22 protein-coding genes are annotated in these 22,916 nt (G+C 64.4%); 11 read left to right on the top strand and 11 right to left on the bottom strand.

What is annotated here, in order from left to right:
* Positions 1-32: 32 nt before the first annotated feature.
* The 3 genes from radC (at position 33) to uvrB (ending at position 3,928) form a co-directional block, all read left to right on the top strand.
* Positions 33-836, top strand: coding sequence for a RadC family protein (gene radC / locus ACVC7O_RS02580; protein ID WP_458324549.1), 804 nt, complete (start codon positions 33-35; stop codon positions 834-836).
* A 71-nt stretch (positions 837-907) separates the two neighbouring features.
* Complete coding sequence (locus tag ACVC7O_RS02575; RefSeq protein ID WP_458324548.1) at positions 908-1,636, top strand: vWA domain-containing protein; 729 nt, start codon at positions 908-910, stop codon at positions 1,634-1,636.
* 84 nt (positions 1,637-1,720) lie between these two features.
* Complete coding sequence (gene uvrB, locus ACVC7O_RS02570; protein ID WP_458324547.1) at positions 1,721-3,928, top strand: excinuclease ABC subunit UvrB; 2,208 nt, start codon at positions 1,721-1,723, stop codon at positions 3,926-3,928.
* A gap of 71 nt (positions 3,929-3,999) precedes the next feature.
* Here uvrB and ACVC7O_RS02565 read toward each other — a convergent pair whose 3' ends face one another.
* Positions 4,000-4,680 (bottom strand): choice-of-anchor E domain-containing protein, encoded by a 681-nt coding sequence (locus ACVC7O_RS02565; RefSeq protein WP_458324546.1) that lies wholly within the window; start codon positions 4,678-4,680, stop codon positions 4,000-4,002.
* A 338-nt stretch (positions 4,681-5,018) separates the two neighbouring features.
* On the opposite strand from ACVC7O_RS02565, the gene ACVC7O_RS02560 reads away from it, so the two are divergent.
* Positions 5,019-5,357 (top strand): EamA family transporter, encoded by a 339-nt coding sequence (locus ACVC7O_RS02560; protein WP_458324545.1) that lies wholly within the window; start codon positions 5,019-5,021, stop codon positions 5,355-5,357.
* A gap of 18 nt (positions 5,358-5,375) precedes the next feature.
* On the opposite strand, the gene ACVC7O_RS02555 is transcribed toward ACVC7O_RS02560, so the two are convergent.
* On the bottom strand, positions 5,376-5,618 hold the full coding sequence (locus ACVC7O_RS02555) for a TFIIB-type zinc ribbon-containing protein (RefSeq protein WP_458324544.1): 243 nt from the start codon (positions 5,616-5,618) through the stop codon (positions 5,376-5,378).
* Between the two features lie 125 nt (positions 5,619-5,743).
* On the opposite strand from ACVC7O_RS02555, the gene ACVC7O_RS02550 reads away from it, so the two are divergent.
* Both ACVC7O_RS02550 and ACVC7O_RS02545 read left to right on the top strand, forming a co-directional pair.
* Complete coding sequence (locus tag ACVC7O_RS02550; RefSeq protein WP_458324543.1) at positions 5,744-6,172, top strand: hypothetical protein; 429 nt, start codon at positions 5,744-5,746, stop codon at positions 6,170-6,172.
* Positions 6,173-6,396: 224 nt separating this feature from the next.
* Positions 6,397-7,068, top strand: a complete 672-nt coding sequence (locus tag ACVC7O_RS02545) for a hypothetical protein (protein WP_458324542.1) — start codon at positions 6,397-6,399, stop codon at positions 7,066-7,068.
* A 7-nt stretch (positions 7,069-7,075) separates the two neighbouring features.
* Here the strand turns inward: ACVC7O_RS02545 and ACVC7O_RS02540 are convergent, their stop codons facing one another.
* The 3 genes from ACVC7O_RS02540 to ACVC7O_RS02530 form a co-directional block, all read right to left on the bottom strand.
* On the bottom strand, positions 7,076-8,818 hold the full coding sequence (locus ACVC7O_RS02540) for a right-handed parallel beta-helix repeat-containing protein (protein ID WP_458324541.1): 1,743 nt from the start codon (positions 8,816-8,818) through the stop codon (positions 7,076-7,078).
* A 92-nt stretch (positions 8,819-8,910) separates the two neighbouring features.
* Complete coding sequence (locus ACVC7O_RS02535; protein WP_458324540.1) at positions 8,911-9,312, bottom strand: DUF4864 domain-containing protein; 402 nt, start codon at positions 9,310-9,312, stop codon at positions 8,911-8,913.
* 59 nt (positions 9,313-9,371) lie between these two features.
* On the bottom strand, positions 9,372-10,955 hold the full coding sequence (locus tag ACVC7O_RS02530) for a lysine--tRNA ligase (RefSeq protein ID WP_458324539.1): 1,584 nt from the start codon (positions 10,953-10,955) through the stop codon (positions 9,372-9,374).
* A gap of 171 nt (positions 10,956-11,126) precedes the next feature.
* Here ACVC7O_RS02530 and ACVC7O_RS02525 point away from each other — a divergent pair, with 171 nt between their 5' ends.
* From ACVC7O_RS02525 to ACVC7O_RS02515, 3 genes are all read left to right on the top strand, one after another.
* Complete coding sequence (locus tag ACVC7O_RS02525) at positions 11,127-11,495, top strand: tellurite resistance TerB family protein (protein WP_458326021.1); 369 nt, start codon at positions 11,127-11,129, stop codon at positions 11,493-11,495.
* A 148-nt stretch (positions 11,496-11,643) separates the two neighbouring features.
* The gene (locus tag ACVC7O_RS02520) at positions 11,644-13,050 is read left to right on the top strand and encodes a VPLPA-CTERM sorting domain-containing protein (RefSeq protein ID WP_458324538.1); all 1,407 of its coding nucleotides are present in this window, start codon (positions 11,644-11,646) and stop codon (positions 13,048-13,050) included.
* Positions 13,051-13,211: 161 nt separating this feature from the next.
* Positions 13,212-14,129 carry a VPLPA-CTERM sorting domain-containing protein gene (locus ACVC7O_RS02515; protein ID WP_458324537.1) on the top strand — a complete coding sequence of 306 codons (918 nt, stop codon included), beginning with the start codon at positions 13,212-13,214 and terminating at the stop codon, positions 14,127-14,129.
* A gap of 68 nt (positions 14,130-14,197) precedes the next feature.
* Here ACVC7O_RS02515 and dacB read toward each other — a convergent pair whose 3' ends face one another.
* From dacB to ACVC7O_RS02485, 6 genes are all read right to left on the bottom strand, one after another.
* On the bottom strand, positions 14,198-15,739 hold the full coding sequence (gene dacB, locus ACVC7O_RS02510; RefSeq protein ID WP_458324536.1) for a D-alanyl-D-alanine carboxypeptidase/D-alanyl-D-alanine endopeptidase: 1,542 nt from the start codon (positions 15,737-15,739) through the stop codon (positions 14,198-14,200).
* A gap of 82 nt (positions 15,740-15,821) precedes the next feature.
* A complete protein-coding gene (locus ACVC7O_RS02505; protein WP_458324535.1) occupies positions 15,822-16,424 on the bottom strand; it encodes a nicotinate-nucleotide adenylyltransferase in 603 nt (200 codons plus the stop codon).
* A 123-nt stretch (positions 16,425-16,547) separates the two neighbouring features.
* Positions 16,548-17,045, bottom strand: coding sequence for a hypothetical protein (locus ACVC7O_RS02500; RefSeq protein WP_458324534.1), 498 nt, complete (start codon positions 17,043-17,045; stop codon positions 16,548-16,550).
* 203 nt (positions 17,046-17,248) lie between these two features.
* Positions 17,249-18,538 (bottom strand): alpha/beta hydrolase, encoded by a 1,290-nt coding sequence (locus ACVC7O_RS02495; RefSeq protein ID WP_458324533.1) that lies wholly within the window; start codon positions 18,536-18,538, stop codon positions 17,249-17,251.
* 106 nt (positions 18,539-18,644) lie between these two features.
* The gene (locus ACVC7O_RS02490) at positions 18,645-19,736 is read right to left on the bottom strand and encodes a sensor histidine kinase (RefSeq protein ID WP_458324532.1); all 1,092 of its coding nucleotides are present in this window, start codon (positions 19,734-19,736) and stop codon (positions 18,645-18,647) included.
* A complete protein-coding gene (locus tag ACVC7O_RS02485) occupies positions 19,733-20,089 on the bottom strand; it encodes a response regulator (RefSeq protein WP_458324531.1) in 357 nt (118 codons plus the stop codon). Before ACVC7O_RS02485 ends, ACVC7O_RS02490 begins: the two co-directional genes overlap by 4 nt.
* Before the next feature lie 238 nt (positions 20,090-20,327).
* Between ACVC7O_RS02485 and ettA the strand changes: the two genes are divergently transcribed.
* Positions 20,328-21,983, top strand: coding sequence for an energy-dependent translational throttle protein EttA (gene ettA, locus ACVC7O_RS02480; protein WP_458324530.1), 1,656 nt, complete (start codon positions 20,328-20,330; stop codon positions 21,981-21,983).
* Between the two features lie 104 nt (positions 21,984-22,087).
* The gene (locus ACVC7O_RS02475) at positions 22,088-22,888 is read left to right on the top strand and encodes a DUF3800 domain-containing protein (RefSeq protein WP_458324529.1); all 801 of its coding nucleotides are present in this window, start codon (positions 22,088-22,090) and stop codon (positions 22,886-22,888) included.
* Positions 22,889-22,916 lie beyond the last annotated feature (28 nt).

The raw sequence follows: 22,916 nt of genomic DNA, 5'->3' as shown, positions 1-22,916 counted from the left end.
GCCGATTGGGAATCGGGAAAGGAGCGATGGCGGTGGGACGCAATCAACACGGGTTTTCAGAAGAGGCCATGCGCGGGCTCGAGGATCTGGACAGGCGCATCCCCTCCTGGGCAGAGACACGGGCGCTGGACCCTGGGGAATTCCCGAGCCGCGGCGGCGGCCCCTCGCCGCATTACATCGGCCACCGCGGACGCCTGCGCGACCGCTTCCTGCAGGGCGGCCATGCGCCGATGCCCGAATACGAGCTGCTCGAGCTTCTGCTTTTCAATGCGATCGAACGGATCGACGTAAAACCGCTGGCCAAGCGGCTGCTGTCGACCTTTGGCGACCTCAACGGCGTGATCGCCGCCTCGGAACACCGGCTCATGCAGGTGCGCGGCACCACGAAAAAGGTCTATCTGCAACTGCGGATCGTCGAAGCCTTTGCCCATCGCATGGCGCAGGCCAAGGTGCTGGAACGCTGCGCACTGCAGGGCTGGGACGACCTGATCACCTATTGCCGCACCACCATGGCGCACCGCGACACCGAGCAGTTTCGCATCCTGTTTCTCGACAACCGCAACACCGTGATCGCTGACGAGGAACAATCGCGCGGCACCGTGAACCACGTGCCCGTCTACCCGCGCGAGGTGGTCAAACGGGCGCTGGAGCTCAATGCCTCGGCGCTGATCCTCGTGCACAACCACCCCTCGGGCGATCCTTCGCCCAGCGATGCCGATGTGCTGATGACCGACACCATCGTGGTGGCCTGCAAAGCCATCGATGTGCGGGTGCATGACCACGTGATCATCGGCAAGACCGAGGAGACCTCCTTCAAGACGCTCGGCCTGCTCTGAGCGCCTGCAAGATTGACAGCCGCGGCCCTGCCCTGTGACAGTGGGCCGAGACCCTACGAAAGGCACACCCCATGCGGTTGCCCCTGCGCGCCCTGACCACCCTCGCCGCGGCCTTGTTGCCCGCGGCCCTGCCCGCCTCGCAAAGCTGCACCGATGACGCGATGCTGGTCTTTGACGGCTCGGGCTCGATGTCCGAGATGGGGTTCAACCTTCTGGACGAGCCGCGCATCTTCGAGGCGCGCCGCGCGGTGCAGGACAGCATGCCGCAGATCGCCGCCGTGCGCCGCGTGGGCCTGGTGATCTACGGCCCCGGCCAGCCCCAGGCCTGCGGCAATATCGAGCTGCGCTTCGGCCCGCGCCCGAACGCGGCGAAGCCCATCATCGACGCGGTGGAACGGCTGCAGCCCGCAGGCGAGACGCCGCTGACCAAGGCCGTCGAGCGCGCCGCGGAGGTGCTGAACTACCGCGAGGAGCCGGGCGCGATCGTGCTGCTCACCGACGGCAAGGAGACCTGCGACGGTCAGCCCTGCGCGCTTGCGACGACGCTGGCCGCAGAGGCCCATGACCTCACCGTTCACGTGATCGGCTTCAAGGTGCGCGACGATCATTTCGGGTGGGATGATCCGCAGGATGACGACTACGAGCGCCGGGTGACCGTCGCCCGCTGCCTCGCCGACCGCACCGGCGGCACCTATGCCTCCGCCGAGACGCTGGACGAGCTGACCGAGGCGCTGACCCGCACGCTGGGCTGCCAGCTGATCGGGCAGCGGGCGGGTGCAAAAGGCCGCCTGCCCAGTTGACAGTTTTTGTCACGAGCGACCTCTGCGCCTCTTGAACCCCTGACAATTCGTGGCACCTTAAGAGGACCTCCAAAAGGACCTCCCATGCCCTACGCCCAGACCGATTCGTCCGACGTGCCCGCCGTCATGGCCCACCCCGCACCCGATGTGCGCAGCCGCCCCAAGCTGGAGGGTGGCAAGGCATTCGTCATGGCCACGGAGTTCGAACCGGCGGGCGACCAGCCCACCGCCATCGAAGAGCTGAGCGCCGGTGTCTTGGACGGCGAGCGCGACCAGGTGCTGCTCGGCGCCACCGGCACGGGCAAGACCTTCACCATGGCCAAGGTGATCGAGGAGACCCAGCGCCCCGCGATCATCCTCGCGCCCAACAAGACGCTTGCCGCGCAGCTCTATGGCGAGTTCAAGGGCTTCTTCCCGGAGAACGCGGTGGAGTATTTCGTCAGCTATTACGACTACTACCAGCCCGAAGCTTACGTGCCGCGCAGCGACACCTACATCGAGAAAGAGAGCCAGATCAACGAACAGATCGACCGGATGCGCCACTCCGCCACCCGGGCGCTGCTCGAACGCGACGATGTGATCATCGTGGCTTCCGTCTCCTGCATCTACGGCATCGGCTCGGTCGAGACCTATGGCGCGATGACGCAGGACCTCAAGACCGGCTCCATGTACGACCAGCGACAGGTCATGGCCGACCTCGTGGCCCAGCAGTACCGCCGCAACGATCAGGCGTTCCAGCGCGGGTCGTTCCGCGTGCGTGGTGACAGCCTGGAAATCTTCCCCGCGCACCTCGAAGACCGCGCGTGGAAGTTATCTTTTTTCGGCGAAGAACTGGAATCTATCACCGAGTTTGACCCGCTGACCGGTGAGAAAACCGATAACTTTGACCAAATCCGCGTTTATGCCAACAGCCACTACGTGACACCGAAGCCGACGATGCAGCAGGCGATCATCGGTATCAAGAAAGAGCTGAAGATCAGGCTGGATCAGCTTGTTTCCGAAGGAAAACTGCTCGAAGCGCAGCGGTTGGAGCAACGCACGAACTTCGATCTGGAGATGTTGGAGGCAACGGGCGTCTGCAACGGCATCGAGAACTATTCGCGCTATCTCACGGGCCGCGCCCCGGGTGAGCCGCCCCCCACGCTCTTCGAGTTCATCCCCGATCACGCGATTGTCTTTGCGGATGAAAGCCACGTCTCCGTTCCGCAGATCGGCGGCATGTACAAGGGCGACTATCGGCGCAAGTTCACGCTGGCCGAGCACGGCTTCCGCCTGCCCTCCTGCATGGACAACCGCCCCCTGAAGTTCGAGGAGTGGGACGCGATGCGCCCGCAGTCCGTCTTTGTCTCGGCCACACCTGCGTCATGGGAGATCGAACAGACCGGTGGTGTGTTCACTGAACAGGTAATCCGCCCCACCGGCCTGCTGGACCCGGAGGTGGAGATCCGACCCGTCGAGATGCAGGTGGACGACCTGCTCGACGAGGTGCGCAAGGTCGCCGAGGCGGGCTACCGCACGCTCTGCACCACGCTGACCAAGCGCATGGCGGAGGACCTGACCGAATACATGCACGAGCAGGGCATCCGCGTGCGCTACATGCACTCCGACATCGACACGATCGAGCGTATCGAGATTCTGCGCGACCTGCGCCTCGGCGCCTTCGACGTGCTGGTCGGCATCAACCTCCTGCGCGAGGGGCTCGACATCCCCGAATGCGGGCTGGTCGCGATCCTTGATGCGGATAAAGAGGGCTTCTTGCGCTCCGAAACCTCGCTGATCCAGACCATCGGCCGTGCCGCGCGCAACGCCGACGGGCGCGTGATCATGTATGCCGACAAGATCACCGGCTCGATGGAGCGCGCGCTGGCCGAGACCGACCGCCGCCGCGCCAAGCAGATCGCTTATAACGAGGAACACGGGATCACGCCCGAGACCGTGAAGAAGAACGTCGAGGACATCCTCGCCGGGCTCTACCAGGGCGACACCGATCAGGCGCGCGTGACGGCAAAGATCGACACCCAGATGGCTGGTGGCAACCTGCAGGCGGTGCTCGACGGGCTGCGCGCCGACATGCGGAAAGCGGCGGAAAACCTCGAATTCGAAGAAGCCGCGCGCCTGCGCGACGAGGTCAAACGGCTTGAGGCGGTGGACCTCGCCATCGCCGACGACCCCATGGCTCGGCAGTATGCTGTCGAGAAGGCCGTCGACGACGCCCAGAAAGCCTCAGGCCGCAGCACCATGGGCCGTGGCGGCATGCGGGGTGGCACGCGGCGGAAACGCAAGGGGCGGTAACGGCCTGGCCGAAAATGAAGACCGGCGCGCCAAGGTAGCGCGCCGACGATACCTTTGGAGCCCTTCGGTCGTCAGCCGCGTCTGCGGCGCAGCAGATGCAGCCCGGCTAATGCTCCAAGCAGAAGCGGGGCACCCGCTGGAAGCGGGACCGGGGTCAGACCCCCGTCCTCATCAAAGGTGTATTCAACCGTCAACGTAGCACCTGCGGAGGTCGAGAACTGTGTGAGCAGGGTCCCTGCGCCGCTGCCGCTGGACAAGCCTTCGCCGGTCAGGTCGATGTCGGCGGTGCCGAGACCGGTGAAGAAGGCCAGCGTGGCCGCATCGTTAAAGATATTCACCACGCTGTCATCGCTGGTAAGGCCCAGGAACGTCGCGCCGGAGCCTCCATCGAAATCGACGACGCCATCAAAAGCGGTAAAGGTCTCGACCACGCTCGCCACCGGGGCGACAACACCAAGTGCCGCCGGCAGACCTGCGCCCGTGGCGGTGATCCGGGCCTCGACATCCAATGTCACCTCGGACGGCGATCCATCAAGGCTCTCGGCAGCGGCATTCCCTTCCACCTCACCAAACAGCGTGACGCGCACGCTGGTCAATGTGCCCAGGGACGGGTCAAACTGGCTGACGGATGCTGTTTCGGACCAATCGGTCGGCTGAATCGCCACGGTGTCCGAAAAAGAAATCGTGGCTGCCGCCGATGCGGTGGCCGATACCGCCATCACAGCTGCCGCCAAAACGAAACGCTTCATCATGAAAAATCCCCCACTTTAAATATCCTTAATTTCGCTTGCCAGCTTTGCTCACGTTACGTCAAGCCACTACTTTGACGGGAGGGAACGGGACACTCTGGCGGATTTTCCCCCACTGGTGGCATAAGCCGCTGACAACACGCAGCGATAGGGCCCCCGCTTGCCTGAAATCTCGCCGGTTTCACAATAATGTCATAGGCGCTCGGGAGCCCAACTCCGGCCAGCTCTGAGCGCTTTTCCCGTGGCAGGCCACATGCAACAGCAGCACGGTCCCCTTGGACGGGTTTTTGTGCTATGCTGTCCACATTTCAGATCAAATCCATTTTAAACCGCGAGTATTTATGACCCAATTTGCCTTCGGCTATGCTTTCGCCCTCTTCACCGCGCTCATCGTCATCATCGGCGATTTCGCCATCAAAACCGCCGCCGACGCGGGCCACACGATCACCTCGACCTATGTCGCCATCGGCGTGGCCCTCTACGGCGTCTCCGCGCTCTTCTGGTTCTTTGCGATGCAGCACGTCACCCTCGCACAGGCGGGCGTGGCCTATTCCATGCTCACGCTGGTCGCCCTGGCGATCATCGGGTCCGTGTGGTTCGGCGAAGACCTGCACGCGCGCGAATACGCCGGGCTCGGCTGCGCGCTGCTGTCGATGGTGCTGATGAGCCGGCTGGCCTGACCCGCCAGCCGCGCCCACTTAAAAGTCGAAGATGTCTTCGAGAAACCCGCCGCGCTTCTTCTTGCGGTATCCGCGGTCGCCCCGGTCGTCATAGCCGCGCTGTTGCGGCGGCGGAGGTGGGGCTGCCGCCGCACTCCGGTCGATGATCTTGTCGAGCTCGCCCCGGTCCAGCCAGACCCCGCGGCAGTCCGGGCAATAGTCAATCTCGACCCCACTGCGGTCGGTGATCACAAGTGTTGCTCCATCCACGGGGCATTTCATAAGGCGGTCTCCTCTGGTTGCGATACGTTCCGGTACATGTAGGGGCGCGGGCGCCGGTTTTCATCCGGCAGGCCCGAGATTTCGCCTAGGCTGGTCAAGCCCCGCCGCCAGCCTAGCTGTGCGTCATGAAAGCTGTGCTCCCGTCCCTGATGCTCGCCGCCACGACCGCCCACGCGTGGGAGTTCACGCCCGGCCTGCCCTGCCGCCTCACCCATGAGACGGCGGAGGTGGCGGTCGAACTGACCCATGACCCGACCCAGCCGCTCTATTCCATCACGCTGACCCGCTCCGCGCCCTGGGCCCCCGCGCCGGTCTTCGCGATGGACTTCGAAGGGAGTGCGGCCCTTGGCATCGCGACCGACCGGCATCAGCTCAGCGGGGACGGCACCGCGCTCACCGTGACCGACCGGGGCTTTGGCAACGTGCTGCGCGGGCTTGCCTTCAACGACACCGCCATCGCCACCCTGGGCGATCAGCGCGTCGCGATCCCGCTGCAAGGCGCCGCCGAGCCGGTCGAGCAGTTCCGCCGCTGCGAGGCCCGCGCCGGGGCTTAGCGCCCCACAGAAGAAAGCCAGTGCGTGCCGGTGACGCCTGTCGCCGCGCGGCGACGCCCGCGCAGCGCCCGATCCCCCTCAATGGGGGTGAGGGCGCTTTCCCCCCAAGTCTCCGGCGCCGTCCTTGACGTAACGCGCGCATTGCGGAGGGGATCCTCCACGCGCACACGGGCATTTACCAATTGTTAAGGCCCGTTAACCATGATCCGCGCCGGGAGACTGGTATGATGCGGCACTTCGCGCTGGCCATTGGGATCTTGCTGGCAAGCGCGCAGACCGCGCCCGCGGGCCCGTGGCTGCGCGAGAAGGGCAAGGGCTTCGCCGCCGCCTCCAGCAGCGTCACGGCGGAGAAAGACATCTCGGGCTCGATCTATCTCGAGTACGGGCTGCGCGAGACCATCACGCTCGGCGCCGACCTCTTCTATGGCATCGACCGCACGCTGCAGCAATCGGGCTCGGGCATCGTCTTCCTGCGCTTCCCGCTCAGCAAACCGGATGCGACCCACAAATGGGCCTGGCACCTCGGGCTCGGGGCGCGCTCGCTCAACACGGTCATCACGCCCGCGGTCGAGGCGGGGCTCTCCTGGGGGCGCGGCATCAAGCTGGGCGAGCGCTATGGCTGGGCGGTGATCGACAGCAGCCTCAACATCCCCGGCTCGGAACTCGAGACGCGCATCAAGCTCGATGGCACCATCGGGCTCGGGTTCACCGATCACGTCAAGGGGATGGCGCAGGTCTTCCTGACCCACCAGGGCGGCGAGGTCTTTGCCAAAGTCGCGCCCTCGCTGCTGGTGATCCCCGGCAAGGGGCGCACCACGATCCAGCTCAGCGCGGAAATCCCCGTCTCCGGCGGCGGCGACACGCAGTTCAAGCTCGGCCTCTGGCGCGACTTCTGAGCACGGCTCACTCCTCCGCCGTGGTGGAAAACAGGTTGCCATCGGGCCGCACAGGCTCCTGGTCCCGCCCCACGATCACCGTGCAATCCTGAAAATGGTTGCCGGTCAGCAGGCAGACCGGCCCCTGCGCCAGCACCAGGCCGGGGTGCAGCGCGCCGGTGGTGTTGCTGAGGTGACAGCCCGACATCAGCATATGCGTGCCCGCGAAATGACCGAACGCATGCGGCCCCTCCGAGCGGCAATTCACGATCCGCAGCCCGCTGGAGCTTGCGTTGAAGCCCAGATGCGGCAAGGCGGTGCGTTGGCGGCTGATAAAGGCGCTGCGGTCGAGCACCAGACAGTTGCACCCGGACCCGCAGGAGGTCAGGCCCCGGTCGCGCATGTCGCGGATGGTGCTGTCCTGCAGCCGGAAGTTGGCGCCGCGCGGCGCCAGCAGGATGCCGCTCGCCAGCCCTTCACAGCAGAGCTCCATGCCGGACAGCGTGAAATCATAGAGCGCGGGCACGGCGCTGAAATCGAGCAGATACTGAAAGCGTGTGAAGGTGAGCTCGCGCTGGCCGGTGCCACCGCCGAGCCGCCCGTTCAGGGTCAGCGCGCCGATCGCGGCCTCGACACCGCACACATAGGTCTCGTCCCGCACACCGGGCCCGCTCACATGCGCGCCCGGCGGGATCTGTGCGGCGATGCGCACCTCACGCAACACGCGGGGCGCATCGGGCGCCCATTGCGCGATCGCGCGCCGCTCCTGCGGGATCCACTCAGGCCCCGCCTGCGCAATGATCTGCCCGTTGCAGAGCGTCTTGCGCTGCGGCATAGGCGAGGTGCGCCGGGGTGCCGGTACCCGCAGCGGTTCCGAGAGCGCCACCGCCCGGCCCCGCATGTCCAGCCGATTGGGCGCATGCGGCAGCAGCAGCGCCTGCAGCGCCTTGCCCAGCGCCAGCGGCATATCGGCAAAGGCGGCGTAATAGCTGGGCAGGTCGAACTGCTCGCGCAGCAGCAGCACTGCTTCTTCAGGCATCACCACATGGCCCTGAAACCGCACCTGCGCCGACAGCGTCACGTCCCGCCCCAAGAAAAACCGCCCCTGCGGCACCAGCAGACTGCCCCCGCAGGCCGCCGCATCCGCCGCCTCGAAGGCATCGCTGTCATCGGTCTTGCCGTCTCCGGCGGCACCGAAATCGCGCACATCAACCTGCGCGATCTGCTGGGTCAGAAAGACCGCGGTCACATCCTCGATGACAATCGGACCAATCCGCAGCACCGAAGCGCCGGGGCCCGTCACATCAAGCCCGAAGTGCCCGTAAAGCGCATCCGGCCCCCAGACCATGTCGACCCCGAGCCGCGCGCCCGGCCCCACGATGGCCGAGACCTCGGCCACGCTGCCGATCTCCGGCAGGCGCACCGTCGGGCCCGCCGTTTGGGCATCGGCCACCGGCACACCACCCGGCCCGCCCGCAAAGCCCGCGATCCGGGCCGAGGGCAGCGCGCCGTCCAGAACCTTCAGCCGCACCGTCACCCGCAGATAACACCCCGGCAGCAACGGCGTCTCACCACGGTAGCGGATCGCATGCAGGCTCTCGGTCTTCTCAAGCTCCAGGCACGGGCCCAAGTCCGGGTCGTCCTCCACAAGGCGCACCTCGGGGCCCAGCGCGGGCGCATCCGCGCTGCCATCCTCGCCCGCGTAGGCGTCAAACGCCTGCGCATAGGGGGGCGGCATCAGCTCCGCCCCATCGGTGATTGCCTTGTTCATGATCTGCCCTCAAACGCGTCCATCGCGTGAGGCCAAGACCTATGTCGGAAGGGTTAAAGCCGCCCTTGACCACCGTCACGGTGGCGCAAGGATCAGGCGTTCAACTCGGCACTGTCGAGGATCTGCACCCCGTTGATGCGCCAGCCCGCGCCCGTTTCCAGCATGCGGTACTCCAGCACATGCACGCGGCCACTCTGGTCGGTGATCATCACCCGCTGCGCATAGGTGCCGCCCTGCTGCTCCAGCTCGAGATAACGCACCTCGCCCGGACGCCAGACCATCGGATAGCCCTGGGTGACCATGCGCTCGAAATTCTCGGGCGTGCCGAAGAGGCGCTGGATGTTCGGGCTCGCAAACTGGAAGGCGCCTACGAAGTCATCGGCCTGGAACGCGTCCAGCTGGCTGGTGATCGTCGCCTGGATATCGGCCTCCTGCGCGGGCAGCGCGCTCGCCATCCCCAATGCCAGTGTCAGCCCCAAAATCATGTTGCGCATGGCGCGCCTCCCTCTTGTCATGCGAAAAGAGTAAGGCGCGCCGGGCGCAGGGCAAGGCATCAGCTGTCGCTGACCAGCTCCCCCGCCAGCGCCTGATCAATCAGCGCAACGGTTTCCTGCACCCCGTAAAGCGCGATGAAGCCGCCGAACCGCGGCCCCTGGCTTGCGCCCAGCAGCACCTCGTAAAGCGCGGTGAACCACGCCCGCAGCGGCTCGAACCGCTCACGCCCACAGGCATAGACGAGGCTTTGCAGCGCCTCGTCCTCCACGGGACCATCATAAGCCACAAGCTGATCACGCAGGTCTGTCAGCGCCTCGCGCTCCAGATCGCTGGGCAGACGATACACCTTCTTCGGCTTCACGAAATCGTTGTAGTACCGCACCGCAAAGCCCGCCGCCGCATCCATATCCGGGTGGGTTTCCGCCGAGGTCTCAGGCGCATAGCGCTGGATGAACCCCCAGAGCTGCGCCTTCTCTTCCGCCGCCGACACGCTCGCCAGATTGAGCAGCATCGAGAAGGGCACCAGCAGGTTCGACGTCGGCACATCGCCCGAATGGATGTGCCACACCGGATTGTTCAGCCGTTGAACTATATCCTGGCCTTCGTAAGCCCGCAGCTGCTGGTGGTACTCATCCACGGCCTTAGGGATCACGTCGAAATGCATCCGCTTGGCCGTCTTGGGCTTCTGATACATGAAGTACGACAGGCTCTCGGTGCTGGCATAGCTCAGCCATTCGTCAATCGAGATACCATTGCCCGACGACTTCGAAATCTTCTGACCGTTCTCATCGAGGAACAGCTCATAGCTGAAATGCTCAGGCTTGCGGCCCCCCAGGATCTCGCAAATCCGGTCATAAATGGCGGTGTTGGTGGCGTGCTCCTTGCCGTACATCTCGAAATCCACGCCCAGTGCGGCCCAGCGCGCGCCGAAATCCGGCTTCCACTGCAGCTTCACGTTGCCGCCGGTGACGGGCAGCGTCCACTCGCGCCCGTCCTCGTCATCAAACGTGACGGTATGCTCCGCCGCATCCACATGCTTCATCGGCACGTAGAGCACGCGCCCCGTCTCCGGGTGGATCGGCAGGAAGATCGAATAGGTCTGCTGCCGCTCCTCGCGCAAGCTTTTCAGCATCACCTTCATCACGTCGTCATAGCGTTCCGCCGCGCGGCGCAAGACCTCGTCGAACTGACCCGAGCGATAGAACTCGCGCGCCGAATAGAACTCATACTCGAACCCGAAGGTGTCGAGAAACCGCCGCAGCATGGCGTTGTTGTGATGCCCGAAACTTTCGAACTCACCAAAGGGGTCCGGCACATCCGTCAGCGGCTTGTGCATATGCTCGGCCAGCATCTCCTGCTGCGGCACATTGCCCGGCACCTTGCGCATCCCGTCGAGATCGTCGGAAAAACAGATCAGCCGCGTGGGAATATCCGAGAGCTGCTCGAACGCGCGGCGCACCATGGTCGTGCGCAGCACCTCGCCAAAGGTGCCGATATGCGGCAGACCGCTGGGCCCGTAGCCTGTGGAAAACAGCACATGCCCCTTCTCAGGCGGCGCTTTCTCATAGCGTTTGAGAATGCGGCGCGCCTCTTCAAAGGGCCAGGCTTTGCTTGTCATTGCAGCGTCGCGTATCTCGGACATATCTCACCAGATGCTTCACCGCGGCGCCCCATGCGCCGGGTCCGCCCGTCCCTATTGCGTTGCAGCATTGGCGTCAATAATCTGGCCCGGCTGACACTCAGGAAAGAACCCATCCCCGTGCAAGATGACGCCCCCCATTCCTTCTCGCCCCAGGACAGCCTCGTGGCCCTCATGGTGGCGGTGTCCGCCTCGGATGAAGACATTCGCACCGCCGAGCTGGTGAAAATCCAGTCCGCCGTGCAAATGCTGCCGATCTTTGCAGGCTATGACGATGACCGCCTCAAGGTGGTGAGCCAGGCGGTCTTTGACCTCTTCGAGCAGGAAGACGGGCTCGATGCGCTCTTCGGTCTCATCCGCGAGGGCCTGCCGGAACGGCTGTTCGAGACCGGCTACGCGCTCGCCTGTGACGTGGCCGCCGCCGATGGCACGCTGGACGAGGCCGAACTGCGGCTGCTGGAAGAGATCCGCTACGAGCTCAACCTCGACCGGCTGCACGCCGCCGCCATCGAACGCGGCGCCCGCGCGCGGCATCTGACCTGACCGACGCGCGACACATTAAAAAACGGTTGCTGTCAAAAAACTGTCATTAACCAACTGTAGCCCGATGCGGACCGCGTCCTTTCCGGCGCGCAGCAGACGTGCATTTGCACCAAATGACTTGTTTTGATCGGGATTTCAGAAGCTCATGATGATCACGCGCCTATCTCTTCTTGCCGGCACCTCCATGGCCCTGGTTCTGTCCACCGCACTCTCCGCGCAGGCCGCCACCTGCGGGGTGCTGCCGGGCACAATCGATTGCTCCGCCCCGAACAGCGACCCTGTGTCCTCGGCCGAGGACGGGGTCCGCGTCCTGGTGCGCACCCCCGCCTCCGTGATCAGCGACGACGAAGACATCAGCCCCATCGCGCTCAGCGGCAATGACACCACCGTGCGCAACCGCGGCCTGATCGAACAGACCGACGACGGCGGCTTTGCGATCTTCGGCGACGGTGACGGGCTGCGCGTCGTCAATAGCGGCCAGATCAAAAGCGGCGACCGTGGCATCGTGATGGAAGACGGCTCGGACCTCACCGTGATCAACCGGGCAGGTGCCACCATCGACGCCCGCCGCCAGGCGGTGCGCGCGCAGGAAGATGCGCCGGGCGCCCGCGTCGTCAACAATGGTACCATCACCTCCACCGAGGGCCGCGCGCTGCAGCTGCGCTCCTTCGGCGCCACCGTGGTCAACCGCGGCACGCTGATCGGCGCCGAAGAGGTGGTCGAAGCGCGGGGCGATTTCACCCTGCGCAACTACGGCACCATCAAGCTCAACGACCCGAGCATCGAGGATGAGGACGGCGTGCAATTCGCGGGTGGCCGCGTGCGCAACTGGGGCCTGATCGAAGGCAGCGACGACGGCATCGACGTCGACGAAGGCCGCATCGTGAACCAGGCCACCGGCATTATCCGCTCGACCGCCCCCGACGAGAACAGCAACAGCGGCATCGACGTGGACGAGGTCTATGACGACGAGGTCAGCCCCGAACGCGCACCCGGCCCGCTCACCATCGTGAACCGCGGCCTGATCGAAGGCCCCAGCGCCATCGGAACCGACGCCGCCTCGACCTCGCAAATCCGGGTCGTCAACAGCGGCACACTGCTGGGCCGCGGCGGCACCGCGATCCGCCTCGCCGAGGGCCAGGGCGACAGCCGCCTGCGCCTCTTCGGTGACAGCCAGATCTTCGGCGACGTGCGCTTTGGCGGCGGCAACGACATCCTCCGCATCGGAGATCTGACCTCCGGCCTGCTCGGCGACGGGCTCTTCGACGGTGGCGCCGGCACCAACCGGCTGGTCTTCAGCACGCTTGGCCTGGGCGATTTCCTCAGCTTCAAGATCACCGGCGACCAGGTGGACCTGTCTTTCCTCGCCAATGGCGACACGATCTCGGGCTCGTTCCTGAACTTCATCGACTGGCGCGTGGGCGGCCAACGCTACACCGCGGCCAGCCTCGCCGACGCGCTCGATCTGCAGCCCGTGCCCCTGCCCGCGGCCCTGCCGATGCTGCTGGCCGCCCTGGGTGGTTTCGGCCTGCTGCGCCGCAGACAGCGCGGCTGACAACCGGTCAAACCACCCGCTGATCCGACAACCGCTTAGGTTGATCATGTTAGCGTTAAAGTAGAATTTTCACAAAAATGTGAACAAAGGGAGTATGATCGAGGGGCAGCGAAGAGTCGTATTTCGACCCTGCAAAGCTGCAGCAGAAACAGGAGCATTTTATGCAACGCATTCTCTACAGCGGCGCTTTTGCCGTTTTTTCCCTCCTCCCGCTCACCGCACAGGCCGTTACGATCGACGTTCTCTGGACATCGGGCGTGGCGTCTCACAACGCTGGCATCTCGACGCTCGCCGCGAATGCGGGCAGCTTTGACCCCGATGGCGACGGCGCGCTCGACTGGAACCTGACGTTCTGGGACGGGCTCTCGGACCCTACTTTCTCGAACTATGACGTGCTCGTCATCGGCTCGACCTGCAACACGGGGGGCAGTGGAAACTGCGGCGGCAGCAACGGCTTCTTCGGCAACGGCCTGACGGCGGATGGCGTGCTGAGCTACGGCGACGAAATCGCCGCAGCACGTGGCAACCGCACATTCCTCTCCGGCCAGGACGCCGATTACCATTACCTCTACGATGGCTCCCCGGGCCCCCTCGTCGACAACGGACCAAAGGGCTTCATCATCAACGCGGTGAACTGGGCGGCATCCGGCACCGGCCTCGGCATCGTCTCCATGACCGACCGCTACCTCAACAACAGCGGCTGGTGGACCGCCGATGGCAGCTTCCTCAAGGATGAACTCGGCAATGCACCGTTCTTCCTGCAAATGGAGAATGTGGACATCGGGCCGGGCCAGGGCGGTTTTCCGATCAACGAAGGGCTCACCGATGCGGGGCTCTCGAACTGGGGCACCTCCTCGCACGCCTGCTTTGACAGCGTAACCGGCTACACCGCCATCAACTTGGCAGGCAGCGGCATCAACGCCGGATGCGGCGTGACCATCGTCACCGCGCGCTCCGCGGGTGGCGACACCGGTGGCGGCGACAACCCTGATGTGAACGTCGTGCCCCTCCCCGCTGGCATGTGGCTGATGCTCGCCGGTCTGGGCGGCCTCGGGGTCCTGCGCCGCCGCAAGGCCTGATCCGCGCATCACACCTCAAGACAGGGCGGCCCACCCAGGGTCGCCCGTTCTGCATCAGGTGGATGCCCTCAAAGCTGCTCGGTCGACAACTGCGCGTCCCGGCTGACCGGCGCGCCGTCAAACACCGTCCCCCAGCGCGCCAGCAGCTCCCGCTGCAACCGCCGCGCACGGCTGGCCCAGGGGCGCGCACCTTGCGGGCGCTCGCGGTTGGCGCGGGTGATCGTCGCGCGGATCTCTTCGTCAGCGCAGAAGATGGCAAAGACCATCTGCCGCCCGCCGGGCGCCGTGATATAGCCCGCCAGCCCCGAGACGAAGTTCAGCGTCCCGGTCTTGGCGTCCACCTTCACGGGGTGCTCCTTCACGGGGCGGCCTTGGGCGTCGCGCATGGTCACCGGCTTGAGGATCGGGCGCAGCGCCGCGTCGCGATGCGCCGCAGAGAGCCCCCGCACCATATCCTGCGCGCTCACCCGGCTGCCCCCGCCGAGCCCCGAATGGTCGACAAAGGCCGGGCCCTCCATGCCCAGCGCCTCCATCGCCCAGAGGTTCATCTGCCGGGCAGAGGCCGCCAGCGTATGCGGGCGCCCGGCCCGCGCCCGCGTCGCCGCCTGTCCCACCATTTCCGCTGTCAGGTTGTTGGAATACTTCAACATGCCATGCAGGATCTCGCGCAGCGGCGGGCTTTTGACCGCGCCCACCCGCGTGCCCCGTGGTCGTGTCTCGACCAGCTCCGGCGTCTTCAGCACGATCCCATGCGACCGCGCGAGCGTGGCAAAGACATCGCCCGCATAGAGGCCCGGGCGCCGCACCGGCAGCCAGCGCGCACCCTCCTGGCCCAGCGCCCCGCGCGCCACCGTCCACTGGTCGTGCGTCTCGGCCGCCTCATAGGTGTAGACGGGCAGCGACCGGTCCACGACTTTCATCTTCGCCATCGTCACCTCGGGGCGGTACCCGGCGGTGCGCGCGTCCATGGTGACCTTGTAGGTCTTCGCCGCCGCGCGCTTCCACTCGAAATGCACGCGGTTGTAGTTCAGCGCGATGCCCGACACCGCCGGGCTATAGCCCAAGTGATCCGGCTGGCCCGGGTCGATCGAATGCAGTGGGCGCAGCTCGTTCTCAAAGACCAGGAAGCGCCCGCGCACCTCGCGCAGCCCCGCCTCTTTCAGCTGAGCGGCAAGACCCGCCAGCGCGCGGGTGTCCAGCGTCGGATCACAGCCACCCACCAACACCAGATCACCGGTCAGCACGCCGTCCTTGATCTCGCCCTCTGCGGCCACCTCGGTCACGAAGCGGTGCTCGGCGCCCAGCACATCGAGCGCATAAAGCGCCGTGATCGCCTTGGTCACGCTGGCGGGCGCCAGCCCCACGCGGGTGCGCCGCCCTTCCAGCACTTCGCCCGTCTCCGCATCGGCGACCGCGAAGACCACCTGCCCGCTGACACCGGCCTCGCGCAGCATCCGGTCGAGCCCGGAACTCTTGGCGCGCTGCAGATCACGCAGCCGCGGGCGCAGCGACACGGCAGGCGCCTCGGCCACGGCGGGCAGCGCCACGCTGGCCAGCGCTCCGGCGAGAAAGCCGCGGCGCGAGAGAGACGGCAGGGATCGTTTGCTCATGGGGTGACTAAACCTCAGCATGCGGGCGGAAACAACCGCGAGGCTAGGCGGGAGAGTTTAAAATTCCGTGAGGCCCGGCGCGTCATGGCTGCCACCCGCCGGCCGCCCGGATCGCGCTGGAGGATTGCGCCACCATCGGCACGTTCACAAAGCACCACGCAGGCGCTTCGGCCCGGCCCAGCAGATGCGAGGCGCGCCCGGCGATACGCGCCTCGGCAAAGACCTTTGCCGCCGGGCTCATGCGGGCGGAGATGCGGTCGCCGGGGCGGGCGACAACGCCCACCGGCACCCGCGCCATGATCCCGCGCCAGTCCTGCCATCGGTGGAACTGCGCGAGGTTGTCCGCGCCCATGAGCCAAACAAAGCGCACGCCGGGATAGCGCGCGGTCAGCCGTCGCAGCGTCTCTGCCGTGTACCGCGTGCCCAGATGCGCCTCGATGTCGGTGACCTCCACCCGCGGGTGCTGCATCAGCGCGCGGGCGCGGGCCATGCGCGTGGCCAGCGGCGCAGGCCCATGCGGCTTGATCGGGTTGCCCGGGCTCACCAGCCACCAGACGCGCGTGAGCCCAAAGCGCTTGAGCGCCTCGCGGGTGATATGCACATGCCCCGCGTGCGCCGGATCGAACGACCCGCCCAAAAGGCCGATCACCTCACCGGCCCGTGCCATGGGAAATCCCTGCGCCATCAGTGCCTTGCCTTGCGCTGTCTCATCGCACCCTTGAAAGACCCGCACGCGCGCTTGTCAATGGCGTCTCTGCGGACTTAGCAGCCGTTTAACTTACAAGGCAGATGTCAGTTACCTTCAAATCTAATCGGTCTTGAACGCAGCAGGCTGTCCGATCAACCACTTAACGATAACTGCTATAACCGCTCCAGTTGCGATGAAGAGTAGTGTACTTTGCGCCAACACCTGCCAGCCATATGGCGTTAAAATTCCATCGATTGACCTGACATAGTCACCGCCACCAACAACTGAGTTAAAATTGGGGTTATTTGATTGCCGCCAACCGGAGTAGCGACCTATTGCGATACTCATCGCCGCCAAAACCGCAGCTATTGCTGCACCCCAACAAGCTGCTGAAATCCAACTGATTTCCTCTTGCATGACCCGCTTAAGGATTGGCGCGCCTACTACCCAGCAACACAACAAGGCAAACGGAACACCCAGAATTGCTCCACCAATAATGCCGCCGGGATTTGCGCTGAGTATAGAGGGCACCCCAACCACTGCTACGTAACCCAGCAAAGCGGACAGATTAACAGCTTTGATCCATTGCTTGCGGGAATACACAGGCCAGTCACTCATAGTGGGACCCTATCGAAATCAGCGGAAATTTCTAGACCGGTTTCCCGCAAGCCGACGTTCGCTGCATCGTGTCAGCTTGGTAGGTATGGGCTCTTCCATCCATTCGTCGCATAATTCACGACCGGTTGGTTCCAGCACTCAGGTCCAGGTCGTGACGAGAACCCAAACAGGCCCGAGATCTCACGGCAGCGCCACGGGCGCCCTCAGCGATCGCTGCCCTCAACCCGCAACAGATCCGGCAACCGCTCCAGCGGATAGTTCGGATGCAGCTGCCAGAATCCGTCCTCGCCCAGCTCCAGCGGGCGCAGCGTGCCGCCGGGAAAGGCCCGCGTCCGGAGCGCCAGCACGATGTCCGACAACACCGCCGGGTTGTCCCGGAAATAGGCGTGACCGCGCCCGCGCACCTGCTCGACCCGGATGAAATGCACCAGCTCCGAGGTCCGCAACCGCTCGATATCCTCGACAACCACCTCCTCCGGCGTGATCGAGCCCAGCCGCGGCACATTCGTCAGGATCGAGGACAGCCGCAGCGCGCTGTCATTGGGGTTCACATAGACGTTGATCTGCTCAAAGGCTTCCGACACCCGCTCGGTCTGCAGCCGCTGCTCCACCACGCCGATGTCCAGATCAGCGGCGGCCAGGATCAGCGTGCCGCCCTTCATCGCCGTCTTCGGATGCACCCCGCGCCCGCGATGATAGATCACCAGCTCGCGGATCGCCGTCGACATCACATCCGTGCCGCGCGAATGCGCCACGATGTCGATATCCTCCAGCTCGGGGATCTCGGCCAGCAGCCGCAGGAACTCCTTGGCGTGATAGACGCTGAAATCCCCCGCCTCGCGGTCACGGAAATAGCTCAGGAGCCCGGAATTCCCCGCAGGCCAGGTGAAGGCAATGGGGATGCTGTCGCGCCCCTCGTAATGCCACAGGTTGGCCAGCGTCGCCATCGCCCGGTCGAAATCATTGCGCACCCCATGAGTGAAGATCAGCACCCGCCGGTTGCCCGTGCGGGCGATCTCGGCCCGGATCGCATCCTGAAACGCCCGCCCGCTCGCCTCGTAGGCGGCCAGCGCATCCGGCTGGAACGACAGCTGCCCGTCCTGCCGCCGGGTGGCCAGCGGCACGTCGACAAAGCGCACCAGCTCCGCCGCCTCCTGCACGTCGAGCTGCGAAATCCGCCGGTTGCCGTCAATCGAGGTGCGCGCCACCAGGTCGTCCCAATCCGCCGCACCGAACTGCACCTGCACAGCGCCCAGCGCCATGGAGTTCGACCGCTCGGGGCCATAAAGCAGCCGCCCCTCGGTTTCCTCCGGTGCGCGGTCGGTCACGTAAAACATCAGCGGCGCCACGTTGCGCAGCACCTCGGGCACCTCGGCGGCGGGATAGTTCCGGCCTTCCAGATACAGGTTCGGCGGCGGCGCCAGCATCACTTCGCGCACCGCGCAGCCTGCCAGCAGCAGTGTCAGAGCCGCCAACGCCGTCATGATCCGCATGCCACCACCCCCTGCTGACCTCACCGGTCCAGCGCTAACATGGGTGGGCCAAAAATCAAATCACACTGTCCGTGACCGGCGGAGAATGCCGCCCCGACCGCAGGGCTCAGCGCAGCGGAAAGAGGACCGCGAATGTGAACCCGTCCGCAGTGATGCTGCGCTCTTCCACCTTAGCGTCCAGCAGGTCCAGGCAATGCCTGATCAGCATCGTTCCGAAGCCGGTGGAGGAGGAGGCCGCCGCATCGTCGTCCACATCTGCCGCCGTGGCTCGCGGCGCCTCCAGCGTCTCGCGCCAGAAGAGCCGGCACCTGCCCTCGGCCTCGGCGGTCATCGCAAAGCGCAGATGCCCAGGCGCCGTGCCCAGCGGACCGTATTTGGTGGCATTGGTCGCCAGCTCATAGATCAGCATCGCCAGCCCCGAGACCTTGCGCGGCGTCAGATGCAGCGCCGCGTCCACATCGATCTCGAGCCGGTCGCCATGCGCACCTTGCGACCACGCGCTCAGCGCCGTTGTCGCCAGCTTCTGCAAATTGACCTCATCCGACCCGGTGGCCGCGCCCATGTCATGCAGCGCGTGATCGGCCAGCAGGCGGTGCGCATCCGCCAGCGCGTGGATCTGGTTCTTCATCATGCTGGAAAAGCTGGCCACATCCGGCGAGGTGCGCGCACCCAGCGACAACAGCGACTCGATCACCGCAAAGGAGTTGTTCACCCGGTGGTTCATCTCGCGCGCAAGATGTTCCAGCCGGTGTTGCAGCGCCTTGGTCTCCGAGATGTCCCAGTTCAAGCCCGTCAGCACCACGGGCGCGCCCTGCGCGTCGCGTTTCGTCACCATGCCGCGCGCACCCAGCCAGCGCATCTCGCCATCAGCCACCTGGACCCGGAATTCGGCCTTGTAATCCTCGCCGGTCTCCATCGACCGGGCGATCTCGGCCCGCAGCACACCCAGATCATCGGGGTGCACCCGGGCAAACACCACCTCACCGGTGAGGTCTGCGTCGGGGTCCACTCCCCAGAGCCCGCAGAAATTCGCATCACCAGCCAGGTGATCGGTTGTGGAGTTCCACTCAAAGGCGCCCATGTCACCGGCATCCAGTGCCAGCGCCGCCTGGTTGAACAACACCTCCGGCGGCAGCGCCATCAGCTGGGCGCGCCGCACTTCGCCGCGCAGCATTTGTCCGTCCAGAACCGACATCATCGCAACACCTCTTCCAACGTCGCCAACAACAGGTGGTCATGCGCAGGCTTGGGCAGCGCCCGCGCCTCCGGATAGCGCGCCAGCAGATCGGCCTCCTCGGCATGACCGGAATGAAAGACCATCGGCAGGGCTCGCTCGGCCAGCACATCGGCTGCCGGGAACACATCGCCATCCGCCAGCGAGACGTCGAGCAGGGCGGCATCGATGCCGCTGCTGACCGCCGCAACCGCGTCCCCCACGGTGCTGACCACGCGCACATCTGCGCCCGCCTCCCGCAGCGACATCTCCAGATTGAGCGCAATCAGCCCCTCATCCTCGGCGACGAGAATCGTGCATCCGCCCAGTCTGCTCATACCGGCTCCACCTGATGCTGCTCCACAGTGATGATGTATGATGAGATAGTACCACTTGCGAGGGTCTTAAGCCACAGCTCGGCGCCATGTCGCGCACATGAAAAAGCGGCATCGCACGGTCACATAACGCAAAGCCGGGCCACGCCCGACGCCCCGCACAGCCGCGTCACGCATTGCCCCTGCCGGGCCGCTTCGTTATCACTCCGAAAACGATCTCACCACCAACTCGGAGCATCCCATGGCCGCCTATCAATACGTCTATCACATGTCCGGCGTCTCCAAGACCTACCCCGGCGGCAAGAAGTGTTTTGAGAACATCAACCTGAACTTCCTGCCCGGCGTGAAGATCGGCGTTGTGGGCGTGAACGGCGCAGGTAAATCCACGCTGATGAAGATCATGGCGGGCCTCGACACCGAGTTTCAGGGCGAGGCCTGGTCCGCCGAGGGTGCCACCGTTGGTTACCTGCCGCAGGAGCCGAAACTCGACCCGAACCTCTCCGTGCGCGAAAACGTCATGCTCGCCGTCGCCGACAAGAAGGCGATCCTCGACCGCTACAACGAGCTGGCGATGAACTACTCCGACGAGACCGCGGATGAGATGGCCAAGCTGCAGGACGACATCGACGCCCAGAACCTCTGGGATCTGGACAGCCAAATCGACGTCTCCATGGAGGCCCTGCGCTGCCCGCCCGATGACGCCGATGTGACCAAGCTCTCGGGCGGTGAGGCGCGCCGCGTCGCGCTCTGCAAACTGCTGCTCGAAGCGCCCGACATGCTGCTCCTCGACGAACCGACCAACCACCTCGACGCCGAGACCATCGCCTGGCTGCAACAGCACCTCATCGACTACAAGGGCACGATCCTGATCGTCACCCACGACCGTTACTTCCTAGATGACATCACCGGCTGGATCCTCGAACTCGACCGCGGCCGCGGCATCCCGTATGAAGGCAACTACTCCGCCTGGCTCGAACAGAAGGCCAAGCGGCTGGAGCAGGAAGCGCGCGAGGACAAGTCCCGCCAGAAGACCCTCGAACGCGAGCTCGAATGGATGCGCCAGGGCGCCAAGGCCCGGCAGGCCAAGTCCAAGGCCCGCATCAACGCCTACAACGAGCTCGCCGATCAGTCCGAGCGCGAAAAGCTCTCCCGCGCGCAGATCGTCATCCCCACCGGCCAACGTCTGGGCAGCAAGGTCATCGACGTCTCCGGGTTGCAAAAGGCCATGGGCGACAAGCTTTTGGTCGAAGGGCTCGACTTCTCCCTGCCCCCGGGTGGCATCGTCGGCGTGATCGGCCCCAACGGTGCCGGTAAATCCACGCTCTTCAAGATGCTCACCGGGCAGGAACAGCCCGACGCCGGTGCCATCGAGATCGGCGACACGGTTGATCTCGCCTACGTCGACCAGTCCCGCGACGACCTCGGCGCCGACGAGACCGTGTGGGAGGCCATCTCGGGCGGCGCCGAACTCATCCAGCTCGGCGACGCCGAGGTGAACTCCCGCGCCTATTGCTCCTCCTTCAACTTCAAGGGCGGCGACCAGCAGAAGAAAGTGGGCCTGCTCTCAGGCGGCGAGCGCAACCGCGTCCACATGGCGCGCCTGCTGAAATCCGGCGGCAACGTGCTGCTGCTCGACGAACCCACCAACGACCTCGACGTCGAAACCCTCCGCGCCCTCGAAGACGCCCTCGTCGATTTCGCAGGCTGCGCCGTGGTCATCAGCCACGACCGCTTCTTCCTCGACCGCATATGCACCCACATCCTGGCCTTCGAAGGCGAAGCCCACGTGGAATGGTTCGAAGGCAACTTCGAGGATTACGAGGAAGATAAGAAGCGGCGACTAGGCGCAGATGCGCTGGAGCCAAAGCGGTTGAAGCACAAGAAATTCGTTCGGTAGAACTGAGTTTTTCTGTCTACGTTTGCGCTCAAGGAGTGCGTGAAGGCGTGTTTGCGTAGCAAACGCGCGTAGAAGCACCCCGTTGAGTTTGCTAAACACCTAATGTGTTTACGGTAGTAATTGACGAATCTGGTGATCCCGGTGTCAACGGCGTACAAGCCGATCCAAGTTTTGGACCATCACAATATTTTACAATGTGCGCCACTTTGTTTCGAGAAGACAACCGTGGCCTGATTGAAGACGCCTATTCTAGTTTTCCTTGGAACTCGTCCAAGAGAAAACATGCCAAACACCTTGGACACTTCGACAAAGTCCACGCCTGCAAGGTGATTTCTGAACTACCAGTCGCGATGGTGGGTGTAATTTCCAACAAATTGACCCTTGGAAACTACCTGGCCGCAGCAAAGCAGACACCAACGCACTTTTACAACAAAGTCACACATTACTTACTCGAAAGAGTTGGCGCGCTACTTGGCGCTTACTCAGTCCCTAAAGAAAACGTTCGCATCGTTTTTGAAGCTCGGGAGCAACAATACAGCTCACTGCTCTTTTACATTGAACGAATTCAGGCGACTCCGTTAAACTCCAATGCTCGGTTGCTGAGAAACATTGATCGGTTTTCGATTACGACCATTAAGAAGAGAGACGAGCCATGTATGTGGGTTTCCGACATCGGTGCCCACGCATTGTTTTGCCTTCTTAGGCGAGATGAAAAAATGCACTGCTTGACCGAAGGGCGATACTTGCGAGAATTGGCTCCTCGATTTTTTGCCAAGCGAAACGGCTTGATCGTCGACGCGGGCTTAAAGCTAATTCAGAACCTTGACGATGTAACGTCAGACCAAGAAACGAAGAGCTTAATTGCCCTGCTTCGGAATCCTCACAAGGAGTATTGCAGATTGTAAGCCACCGACCGCGGGTCGGAGGCCGTCT

This window comes from Roseobacter cerffii (assembly GCF_054226325.1).
This window is presented reverse-complemented; position numbering and strand designations above follow the sequence as displayed.